This is a genomic window from Bradyrhizobium oropedii (assembly GCF_020889685.1).
GTDB lineage: Bacteria > Pseudomonadota > Alphaproteobacteria > Rhizobiales > Xanthobacteraceae > Bradyrhizobium > Bradyrhizobium oropedii.
Map to the genome: position 1 here is coordinate 16,173 of NZ_JACMYO010000113.1, position 11,946 is coordinate 28,118.

Here is an 11,946-nt window from a genome sequence, read left to right on the forward strand (position 1 = left end):
CGACCTCATTGCGCCGCCGCCGCAAGCGTCCCGGCGGGTGTCCAGCCGCCGCCGAGCGCCTGGAACAGGCTGCTGGCCGCGAGCAGCTTGTTGAGCCGCACCGTGACCAGATTGTTTTCGGCCGTGAACAGCGTCTGCTGCGTCTGAAGCACCGTGATGAGATTGACCGTGCCGCCGCGCAGCTGCGTCTCGGCGACCTCGAACGCCTTGCGCGAGGCGGCGACGACCTCGGACTGCAACCGCTCCTGCAACGTATACTTCTGCAGCGCGATCAGCGCCTTCTCAACGTCAGCGAAGGCCGACAGCACCGCCTTGCGATAGGCCTGCAGGTACTGCAATTGCTGGCCCTTGGCGAGCTTGAACTGGCTCTCCAGCAGGAAACCGTCGAACAGCGGCTGGGTCAGCCCGGCGGCCAGCGTGTAGTACCAGGCGCCCGGCGCGAACAGCGAGACCAGCGCCGCGCTCTGGAAGCCCGTGGTCCCGGTCAACTGGATCTGCGGGAAGAACGCGGCGCGCGCCGCATCGACGCTGAAATTGGACGACGCGAGCTGTGCCTCGGCCTGACGGACGTCGGGCCGCTGGTAGAGCAATTCCGACGGCATTCCCGGCGTGATGCGCGGCACCGCGATCTGCGTGGTGCTGCCGCCGCGCACATTGAAATCGGCTGGCGCACGCGCCACCAGCACCGCGAGCGCGGCGGTGTTCTGCCCCAGCGTCACCTCGAGCGGCGGGATCGCCGCGCGCTGCGTGGCGACCAGCGCCTCCTGCTGCGACAGATCGAGTTGCGAGGCGGTGCCGCCGGCGAATTGCGACTTGATCAGAGCGAGGATGCGCTCGGCCGCCGCCAGATTGCGGCGGGTGGCCTTGATCTGGTCCTGCGCCGCCAGCACCTGGAAATAGGTGTTGGCCACTGTCGCCATCGTGGTCAGCGCGACCACTTCGCGATTGTAGCGGGAAACCGTCGCGCTCTCCTCCGACGCCGACAGCGTCGCGCGGTTCTTGCCCCAGAAATCCACGATGTAGCTCGCGCTCAGCCCGAGACTGAACTGCGAGAAGGTGGTGCCTCCACCAAGCGATGAACTCGATCCCGTGGCCACTCGCTGACGCTCGGCATTCGCCGATCCCGAGATCGACGGCAGCAGCGCGGCGCCGGACACGCCGGCCTGCGCGTCGGCCTGCACGATCTGGGCGATCGCCACCGCGATATCGAGATTATAGAGCTGCGCGGACTCCATCAGCCCGGTCAGCTCGGGCGAGCGGAAGCCGCGCCACCAGGCGAGCGCCGGAACGGCCGCGTCAGCATCGCCCTTCGCCGCGGCCCGATAGCTCGCCGGCACCTCGAGACTGAGCTCGGGCTTCTCAAGCCCGGGGATGCATCCCGACAAACCAAGGCTGAGGCCGCCGAACGCCGCCACGCGCAGAAACCGGGCCGGTTTCTGCAACTTCCGAAAATTTCGCAACGCTGCACCTGTCGGCATTTACTCGCCCGGTTGAAGTGAGGAGCCCGGCATCCGCACGGCGCCGCCACGGCGAACGCGCAGGGCCCACAGGCGGAACCGGTCGAGATAGAGGTAGATGACCGGCGTCGTGTAGAGCGTCAGGACCTGGCTCAGGATCAGGCCGCCGACGATGGCGATGCCGAGCGGCTGCCGCAGCTCGCCGCCGTCGCCCATGCCGATCGCCAGCGGGACGGCGCCGAGCAGCGCGGCCATCGTCGTCATCATGATCGGACGGAAGCGCAGCAGGCAGGCCTCTCGGATCGCCTCGAGCGGCTCCAGCCCGCGCTTGCGTTCCGCCTCCAGCGCGAAGTCGATCATCATGATGGCGTTCTTCTTCACAATGCCGATCAGCAGGATGACGCCGATCAGCGCCATGATACTGAACTCGGTCTTGAATGCCATCAGCGCCAGCAAGGCGCCCACACCTGCGGAGGGCAATGTGGACAAGATGGTCAGCGGGTGGACGTAGCTCTCATAGAGCACCCCCAGCACGATGTAGATCGTGATGATCGCGGCCAGGATCAGGAACGGCTGGTTGTCGAGCGAATCCTGGTACGCCTTCGCCGAGCCCTGGAACGTGCCGCGGATCGTGGCCGGGACGCCGATCCGGTTCATCGTCGCCTCGACGCTGCTGACCGCGGTGCTCAGCGAGACGTTCGGTGGCAGGTTGAACGAGATGGTGTTGGCGACCAGGAGGCCCTGGTGATTGACCGCAAGCGGTGTCGCGCCCTGCTTGAACGCCGCGACCGCCGACAGCGGGATCATGGTCTCGCTGTTGGTCGAGACCGCCGATCCGGTTGAGGCCGCGCCCTTCCCGGTCGAGCCGATCGAATTGGTGGCCTGATTGCGCGCGGCCTGGGCATTGGCTGAACTGGCCGCGCTCGAGGTTCCCGGCGCCACCACGGTGCCCGCCACCGCGTTGGTCGATTGCGAGCCGCCGACCGATCCGCCCGACGTGCTGATATAGACGTCCTTCAGCGTCTCCGGGTTCTGCCAGTAGCGCGGCGCGACCTCCATGATGACGTGGTACTGGTTGCGCGCGACATAGATGGTTGACACCTGACGCTGGCCGAAGGCGTCGTAGAGGGTGTTGTCGATCTGGCTGACCGTGATGCTGAGCCGGGCCGCGGCATCGCGGTCGATCACGAGATCGGACTCCAGGCCCTTGTTCTGCTGGTCGCTGTTGACGTCGGCAAGGTTCGCATCGCGCTGCAAGGCCGCCGCGATCTTCGGCGTCCATTCGTTGAGCTCTTCCAGCGTCGATCCCTGCAGCGTGTACTGATACTGCGCGTTCGAGGCCCTGCCCCCGACCCTGATATCCTGCACCGCCTGCAGGAACAGGCTCGCGCCGGGCACCACCGCCATCTCCCGGCGCAGCCGTGAGATCACGCCGTCGGCGCCGATCTTGCGCTGGTCGAGCGGGCGCAACGAGACGAACACGAATCCGGAATTGGTCTGCCCGCCGCCGGTGAAGCCGACCACGGTCTCCACCGCCGGATCGCGCTTGATGATGCCGACGAACTGCGCAAGCTTCTGCTGCATCAGCTGGAACGATACGCTCTGGTCGGCCTGGATCGAACCGACCAGCCGCCCGGTGTCCTGTTGCGGGAAGAAGCCTTTCGGAATCACGTCGTAGAGATAGAAGTTGAGGCCGAACACCGCCGCCAGCACCAGCATCACCGACAGCGGATGCTCCAGCGCCGCGCTGAGCGTCTTGCGGTAGAAATTCAGCATCGCCTCGAAGAAGCGCTCGCTGGCCCAATACAGCCGGCCGTGGCCGCCGCTGTCCGGCTTGAGCAACACGGCGCACATCATCGGGGTGGTCGCCAGCGAGACCGCAAGCGAGATCAGGATCGAGATCGAGATCGTCATCGCGAATTCGCGGAACAGCCGCCCGACGATACCGGCCATCAACAGGATCGGGATGAACACCGCGATCAGCGAGATGCTCATCGACAGCACGGTGAAGCCGACCTCGTTGGCGCCCTTCAATGCCGCCTCGAACGGGCTCAGGCCCTCCTCGATGTAGCGGGTGACGTTCTCCAGCACCACGATGGCATCGTCGACCACGAAGCCGGTCGCGACCGTCAGCGCCATCAGCGACAGATTGTCGAGGCTGTAGCCGATCAGGTACATCGCCCCGAAGGTCGCGACCAGCGACACCGACACCGCCACCACCGGAATGAAGGTGGCGCGCAGATTGCGCAGGAACGCGAACACCACGATGATGACCAGCAGCACGGCCAGGACGAGCGTCCGTTCGACGTCCCTGAGCGAAGTGCGGATCGTCGTCGAACGATCCACCGCGAGGCCGATGTCGATCGCCGGCGACACCGATGCCTGCAACTGCGGCATCAGCCCCTTCACCAGATCGACCGTCGAGATGATGTTGGCGTTCGGCTGGCGGTAGAGGATGATCAGCACCGCGGGCTTGCCGTTGGCGAGCCCGGAATTGCGCAGGTTCTCGACGCCGTCGGCCACCTCGCCGATGTCGGAAAGATGAACCGGCGCGCCGTTGCGATAGGCCACGATCAGCGACTTGTAGTCATCGGCCTTGTTGGCCTGGTCGTTGGCGTAGACCTGGTAGCGCTGGTCGCCGACATCGATGCCGCCCTTGGGGCTGTGGGCGTTGGCGCTGGACAACGCCGCACGAACATCTTCCAGACCGATGCCGTATTTGTAGACCGCCTGCGGGATCAGATCGACGCGGACGGCGGGCAGCGAGCTGCCGCCCACCACGACCTCGCCGATGCCCTCGACCTGCGACAGCTTCTGCGCCAGCACCGTGGAGGCGGCGTCGTAGAGGTCGCCGCGCGTCAGCGTGTCCGACGTCAGCGTCAGGATCAGGATCGGCGCATCGGCCGGATTGACTTTGCGGTAGGTCGGGTTGCTGCGCAGGCTGGTCGGCAGATCGGCGCGCGCCGCGTTGATCGCGGCCTGCACGTCGCGCGCCGCGCCGTTGATGTCGCGGTTCAACCCGAACTGCAGCGTGATCCGGGTCGAGCCGACCGAGCTCGACGACGTCATCTCGGTGACGTCGGCGATCTGGCCGAGATGCCGTTCAAGCGGGCTGGCGACCGTGGTCGCGACGTCCTGCGGGCTGGCCCCGGGCAATGTTGCCTGCACCGAGATGGTCGGGAAATCCACCTGCGGCAGCGGCGACACCGGCAGCTTGAAGAACGCGACAATGCCGGCCGCCGCAAGCCCGAAGGTCACCAGCGTGGTTGCGACCGGCCGGCGGATGAAGGGCGCTGACGGATCCATGGCTCAACGCGACCCGCTCGCCTCGCCGACCTCGTCCGCCCGCCCGGCAAACCGCAGCGCGAGGCGATCGAACCAGAGATAGATCACCGGCGTCGTGAACAGCGTCAGCATCTGGCTCACCAGGAGGCCGCCGACGATGGAGATGCCGAGCGGATGCCGCAGCTCGGATCCGGCGCCGCTGCCGAGCATCAGCGGCAGCGCGCCGAGGACAGCCGCCATCGTCGTCATGATGATCGGCCGGAAGCGCAGCAGGCAGGCCTGGTAGATCGCCTCGCGCGGCGGCTTGCCCTCGTTGCGTTCGGCATCGAGCGCGAAGTCGATCATCATGATCGCATTCTTCTTCACGATGCCGATCAGCAGGATGATGCCGATGATCGCAATGATCGTGAGGTCCTGCCCCGCCATCATCAGCGCCAGCAATGCGCCGATGCCGGCCGACGGCAGCGTCGAGAGGATGGTCAGCGGGTGGATGAAACTCTCATAGAGCACGCCGAGCACGATATAGACGGTGATGATCGCGGCCAGGATCAGGAACAGCTGGTTGGCGAGCGAGGACTGGAACGCCAGTGCCGCGCCCTGGAAGCTCGTGATCATGCCGAGCGGCTGGTTGATGTCGGCCTGCGCCTGCTTGATCGCGGTCACCGCCCCGCCGAGCGAGGCACCCGGGGCAAGATTGAACGAGACCGTTGCCGACGGGAACTGGCCGAGATGCGAGACCTGCAGCGGCGCGGTCTCGACCCGCATCCTGGCCATGACCGACAGCGGCACCGGGGTCGAGCCCACCGATGACGGCAGGTAGATCGAGGACAGAGAATCCAGCGAATTCTGCAGCGACGGATCGGCCTCGAGGATGACACGGTACTGGTTCGAATTGGTGAAGACGGTGGAGACGATGCGCTGGCCATAGGAATCGTACAGCGCGTTGTCGATCGTCGCCGGCGTGATGCCGAACCGCGCCGCCTGGTCGCGGTCGATGTCGACGAACACCGAGAGCCCCTGCGCGAAGATATCGCTGGTGACGTCGCTGAGCTCGGGCAATTGCCTGAGCTTGTCGACCAGCTTCGGCGTCCATTCCGCAAGCTCGTTCGGATCGGCGTCCTGCAGGATGAACTGGTACTGCGTCCGGCTCACCGTGCCTTCGATGGTAAGATCCTGCACCGGCTGCATATAGAGCGTGATGCCGGTCAGCGCAGCCGTGCTCGCCTTGATCCGGTCCATCACCGTCGCGACGCCGGCCTTGCGCTGCTCACGCGGCTTCAGATTGATCAGGATGCGGCCGCTGTTGAGCGTGGTGTTGGTGCCGTCGACGCCGATGAAGGACGACAGGCTCTCGACGTCTGGATCTTTCAGTATCGCGCTGGCGAGCCGCTGCTGCCGCTCCGCCATCGCCGCATAGGACACGGATTGCGGCGCCTCCGAGATCGCCTGGATCACGCCGGTGTCCTGCACCGGGAAGAAGCCCTTCGGGATGACGACATAGAGCAGCGCCGTGAGGCCAAAGGTGGCGAGCGCGACCAGCAGCACCAGCGTCTGGCGATCCAGCACCCAGTTGAGCATCCGGGCGTAGATCGCGATGACATGATCGAACCCGACCCGGCTGAGCCGCTGGAAGGTGTTCTCGCGCGCCATGCTCTCCGGCTTCAGGAGCTTTGCGCAGGCCATCGGCACCAAGGTCAGCGACACCACGGCGGAGATCAGGATCGTGACCGACAGTGTGATGGCGAATTCGCGGAACAGGCGGCCGACGACGTCGCCCATGAACAACAGCGGGATCAGCACCGCGATCAGCGATACCGTCAGCGAGATGATGGTGAAGCCGATCTGCTCGGAGCCGCGCAAAGCCGCCTCGAGCGGCGGTTCGCCCTCCTCGATATAGCGCGAGATGTTCTCGATCACGACGATGGCATCGTCGACCACGAAACCGGTCGCGATCGTCAGCGCCATCAGCGACAGATTGTTGAGGCTGAAGCCGAACAGATACATCGCCCCGAGCGTGCCGACCAGCGAGAGCGGCACCGAGAGGCTCGGGATCAGCGTGGCGCGGGTCGAGCGCAGGAACACGAAGATCACGAGCACGACCAGCACGACCGCGAGCGACAGCTCGTATTCGACGTCGCGGACCGAGGCCCGGATCGTCACGGTACGGTCGGTCAGGATGTTGAGGTCGATCGCGGCCGGCAGCGTCGCCTGCAACTGCGGCAGCAGATCCTTGATGCCCTGCACCACCGAGATCACGTTGGCCCCGGGCTGGCGCTGGATGTTCAGGATGATCGCCGGCGTCTCGTTCATCCAGGCGCCGAGCTTGTCGTTCTGCGCGCCGTCGACGACGTTGCCGACATCGCTGAGGCGGACCGGCGAGCCGTTCTTGTAGGCGATGATCAGCGAGCGGTAGTCGCTGGCATTCCGGATCTGGTCGTTGGCGTTGATGGTGTAGGACCGCATCGCGCCGTCGAAATTGCCCTTCGGCGTGTTGACGTTGGCGTTGCCGAGCGTGGTGCGGAGATCGTCGATGTTGAGGCCGTAGGCCGCAAGCTTGCGGATGTCGGCCTGGATGCGCACCGCGGGCCGCTGGCCGCCGCTGATGCTGACGAGGCCGACGCCGGGCAGCTGCGAGATCTTCTGCGCCAGCCGCGTGTCGACGAAATCCTGCACCTGCGTCAGCGGCATGGTCTTCGAGCTCAGGCCAAGCGTCAGGATCGGTGCGTCGGCCGGATTGACCTTGGCGTAGATCGGCGGCGCCGGCAGGTCCGACGGCAACAGGTTGCCCGCCGCGTTGATCGCGGCCTGCACCTCCTGCTCGGCGACGTCGAGCGAGATCGACAGGCCGAATTGCAGCGTGATGACGGACGAGCCTGCGGAGCTCACCGAGCTCATCTGGTTCAGATTCGGCATCTGGCCGAACTGCACCTCGAGCGGCGCCGTCACCGACGAGGTCATCACGTCCGGACTGGCGCCCGGATAGAAGGTCTGCACCTGGATGGTCGGATAGTCGACCTCAGGCAGGGCCGCGACGGGCAGGAATCTGAACGCCAGCATGCCCGACAGCATGATGGCGATCATCATCAGGGTCGTCGCCACCGGCCGCAGGATGAATGGCCGCGACGGGTTCATTTCTTCTGCCCGTCCTCGGAACGCTTGTGGTTGCCGCCTCCCGCCTTGTCGGGATCGGCGCCATCCTTGCTGTCACCCTTGGCGTCTCCCCTGACGTCACCCTTGGAAGCCCCGTTCGCGGCGCCCTTGGCTGCGGCGGCCGGGTTCGTGGTATCGCCGGCTGAGCGCACCACCACCTTTGCGCCCTCGCGCAGCTTGTCGGCGCCGTCGATCACGATGCGATCGCCGGGCACCAACCCCGATAGCACCTCGACGCGGTCGCCATCGGTGACGCCGATCTTGACCGGCCGTACCGACACCGTGCTGTCGGCGTTGACGAGATAGACGAAGGTGCCGGGGACGCCGCGCTGGATGCCGGCGGTCGACATCGTGGTGGCATCCTTGTGGGTATCGAGCAGCAGGCGGATGTTGACGAACTGGTTCGGATACAGCGTCCGCTTCTCGTTCTCGAACTGGGCGCGCAGCTTGATCGTGCCGGTGGTCGCATCGATCTGGCTGTCGAAGGTCTGCAGCGATCCTTCGGCGAGCTTGTTGGCGCCGCTGCGGTCATAGGCCGCCGTCGGCAGCACGGCGCCTTCCTTCAACCGCTTGGCGACCGCCTGCAGATTGTCCTCCGGCAGCGTGAACAGCACGCTGATCGGCTCGAGCTGCGTAATCACGACGAGGCCGTTGGTGTCGCCCGGCGTCACGTAATTGCCGAGGTCGACCTGGCGCAGTCCGACGCGCCCATTGATGGGCGACACGATGTGACAATATTGCAGGTTCACTTCGGCCGACTTCACCGCGGCGCGGTCGGCTTCCACCGTGCCCTGATACTGCGCGACCAGCGCGACCTGGGTATCGAGCGTCTGGTGCGGCACAGCGTTCTGGGTGGCGAGGCCCTGATAGCGCGTGAGATCGACCTGGGCGCCCTTCAGTTGCGCCTCGTCGCGCGCCAGCGTGCCCTTGGCCTGCGCCAGCGTCGCCTCATAGGGGCGCGAATCGATCTCGGCGATCAGGTCGCCCTTCTTGACCTCGTCGCCCTCCTTGAAATCGATCTTCATCAGGTAGCCGCTGATCTGGCTCCGGATCGTCACGGTCGCGAGCGACGTCACGGTGCCGAGCGCATTCAGGCTGACGCCGATATCGCCCTTGCCGATGGTCTCCGGCACGATCGACATCGGCCCGGCATTGCGCCCGCCGCCGGCCTGCGGCGGCGCGGCCTGTTGCCGCGTCCACCAGACGATGCCGGCAAGCACCGCCAGCACGAGACATCCGGTCAGAAACCCTCGCCAACGCGACGGCCGCCTGGTTTGCTCGGGCGCCACGATCGACGGGTCTTTTACATGCTGGTCCATAACTTGCCCACGAAGAAACACGAACGAGCTCGCGCGGCTCTATGTGTCCCCTAGAATCCGCGCGCGCCACATTCGAGGAAGCATTTTGATCGCTTCCGTCTGACAAAGCGCGTTAAGAATCGGAAAGGATGGCCCCTCCTTCCCGGTCGAGCGCTGTTTCACGCTGGATTGTGGCTATTTTACCCGATCGTCTGTAACCAGGGCAACACGATCAGCAACAATCCGGCAAAGTAGATCAGGCCGAATATCAGCCCGAATTTCCAGAAGTCGCCTTTGCCGATATAGCCGCTGCCGTAATACATCGGCGCCGGTCCCGTGGCGTAGGGCGAGATCACGCCCATCAGCCCGAGCGAATAGACGCACAGCAGCATCAGGGTCTGCACCGACAGGCCGGGAATGCTGGAGCCGACGGCGAGCACCACCGGCAGCACGGCGGCGGTATGCGAGGTGATGCTCGAGAAGAAATAGTGGATCCAGAAGAAGAAGGTGACGAGCAGGATCATCCCGACCAGCGGCGACGTACCCGCGAGCGGCTTCGCATAGCCCTCGGCCACCCATTTGATGAAGCCGATCTCGTTGAGGCCCGACGACAGCGTGAGCAGCGAGGTGAAATAGAAGAATACCTCCCACGCGCTCTTCTCGGCGACGATGTCCTCGAAGGCGATCACGCCTGACAGCAGCATCAGCGAGATCACGACGAACACCACCGTGGTCGCGTTGATAAAGTTCGAGCCGAGCAGCGGCACGCTGATATTGGGATTGGAGCCGCAGATCCAGAGGAACATCGCGAGCAGCACCAGCACCGCCATGATCCATTCGTGCCGCGACGGCGGCCCCATCTTGGCGAGCTCGCCCTCGCTCCAGGTCACGATCTCCGGGCTCTCCTTGATCTCGGGCCGACATATGACGTAGCTGAGCAGCGGCACCAGCAGCAGCAAGAGGATACCGAGCGGCGCGAAGCCGATGAACCATTGCGACCAGCCGACCTCGATATTGACGAGCTTCTTGGCGATCGACAGCGCGGCGGCGTTCGGCGCCAGCGCGGTCAGGAACAGCGAGCTGGTGACGGCGGTGGTCGCAAACGCCGTCCACATCACGAAGGTGCCGATCTTGCCCGCGGTCGGCCCGGGCTCGGAGCCATAGATGCGCGGGATGTTGCTGACGATCGGATAGATGGTGCCGCCCGAGCGCGCGGTGTTGGACGGCGTCGCCGGCGCCAGCACGAGATCGGAGAACGCCACCGCATAGCCGAGCCCGATAGTGCGGCGGCCCAGCCCCCGCACCAGCAGCAGCGCCAGCCGGCGGCCGAGCCCGCTCTTGCGGTAACCGATCGAGAACACGAAGGCGCCGACGATCAGCCACACCGTGCTCTCGGAAAAGCCAGCGAGCATCCAGCGCAGCGACTTGTTCGGATCGGGCTCGACATAGCCGCCGACGCCGGCAACCGTCAGGCCGATCAGGCCCACCGCACCGACCGGCATCGATTCGAGGATCAGTCCGGTGATGACGGCGGCGAACACCGCAAAATAGTGCCACTGATTGGCGTTCAGCCCCGATGGCACTGGCACCAGATAGATCACCAGCCAGACCAGCAACGGCGCAAACGTCCGCCATGACGACTTCATGCAGCGTCCCCCTCACGTGTTTTGATTGTCGGGCGCGCAAGCCGCCAAGTCCCCGACAAGTCCCCGACAAGTCCCGGCGGCGGCGCCATCTTTTTGTTGCAATGTAGCACGGCCGCGCAGTCCGTCTCGGGTGGCTGCGGCCGAATGGCGCGGCTTGTGGAGGAACCGGCGCATTTCGTCAACACGTCGCGACCGTGATCGCGGGCCCCATCGCAAGACCGGCCGTGGTTTGCTATCCTCGGGGGATGACGGCTCGCGACTCCGCCTCCTCCGAGATCACGCCCGAGGTGCTGCTGCGCGCCTATGCCTGCGGCATCTTCCCGATGGCGGAGAGCGCCGACGATCCGACCCTGTTCTGGGTCGAGCCCGAATTGCGCGGCGTGATTCCGTTCGACGGCTTCCGTGTCGCCTCCCGCCTGGCGCGCACCGTGCGCTCGGACCTGTTCACGGTCACCGTCGATACCGCGTTCAAGGCCGTAATCGCCGGTTGCGCGGCGCCGCAGCCTGGCCGCGACGACACCTGGATCAACAAGCGCATCCGCGATCTCTATGTCGGGCTGCACGCGTCGGGCCATTGCCACAGCGTCGAGGTCTGGCAGGACGACAATCTGGTCGGCGGCCTCTACGGCGTCAGCCTCGGTCGCGCCTTCTTCGGCGAAAGCATGTTTCACACCGAACGCGATGCATCGAAGGTCGCGCTGGTGCATCTGGTGGCACGGTTGATCGCCGGCGGATTCGAGCTGCTCGACACGCAATATGTGACCGAGCATCTGAAGACGTTCGGCGCGGTCGAAATCTCGCGACGCCGCTATCGCGCGCTGCTCGACAAGGCGATATCAGGCGCGCCCGCGGATTTCCGCAAGCTCGACACCACGCAGCCGGTCAAGGGCGCCGACGCGCTGGCGATCATCGCCGAGCGCAATTGAATTAGCCCGGATCGCGCTCTCGCTCGATCCGGGCTGCTCAATCAATTCCCGAACAATCCGCCGAACAACCCGCCCGGCCGCTGCTGTTGCTGGGCCGGCGGAGGTGGCGGCTGCTGCTGGTATTGCGGCAGCGGCTGCGGCGGCGGACGCGGTGCGGCCTGCTTCGGCGGCGCGCGCTTCTGGG

Annotated in this window: 6 protein-coding genes; 1 reads left to right on the top strand and 5 read right to left on the bottom strand. The window is 65.5% G+C overall.

The genetic code is table 11. The annotated features are described in order from the left end of the window. Positions 1-5: 5 nt before the first annotated feature. The 5 genes from H8A95_RS27375 to H8A95_RS27395 all read right to left on the bottom strand — a co-directional run bounded on the left by H8A95_RS27375 (position 6) and on the right by H8A95_RS27395 (position 10,836). Positions 6-1,478: an efflux transporter outer membrane subunit gene (locus H8A95_RS27375; protein WP_420839462.1), complete on the bottom strand. Its 1,473-nt coding sequence runs from the start codon at positions 1,476-1,478 to the stop codon at positions 6-8. Further along, positions 1,479-4,763: an efflux RND transporter permease subunit gene (locus H8A95_RS27380; protein WP_229186034.1), complete on the bottom strand. Its 3,285-nt coding sequence runs from the start codon at positions 4,761-4,763 to the stop codon at positions 1,479-1,481. Between the two features lie 3 nt (positions 4,764-4,766). Further along, positions 4,767-7,874 (bottom strand): MdtB/MuxB family multidrug efflux RND transporter permease subunit, encoded by a 3,108-nt coding sequence (locus H8A95_RS27385; RefSeq protein ID WP_229186035.1) that lies wholly within the window; start codon positions 7,872-7,874, stop codon positions 4,767-4,769. After that, positions 7,871-9,211, bottom strand: coding sequence for an MdtA/MuxA family multidrug efflux RND transporter periplasmic adaptor subunit (locus H8A95_RS27390; protein WP_229186036.1), 1,341 nt, complete (start codon positions 9,209-9,211; stop codon positions 7,871-7,873). Before H8A95_RS27390 ends, H8A95_RS27385 begins: the two co-directional genes overlap by 4 nt. A gap of 179 nt (positions 9,212-9,390) precedes the next feature. Beyond that, on the bottom strand, positions 9,391-10,836 hold the full coding sequence (locus tag H8A95_RS27395; RefSeq protein WP_229186037.1) for a DASS family sodium-coupled anion symporter: 1,446 nt from the start codon (positions 10,834-10,836) through the stop codon (positions 9,391-9,393). A 245-nt stretch (positions 10,837-11,081) separates the two neighbouring features. Between H8A95_RS27395 and aat the strand changes: the two genes are divergently transcribed. Continuing rightward, entirely contained in the window at positions 11,082-11,762 is a 681-nt protein-coding gene (gene aat / locus H8A95_RS27400; protein ID WP_229186038.1) for a leucyl/phenylalanyl-tRNA--protein transferase, read from the top strand. The last annotated feature ends 184 nt before the right edge of the window (positions 11,763-11,946 follow it).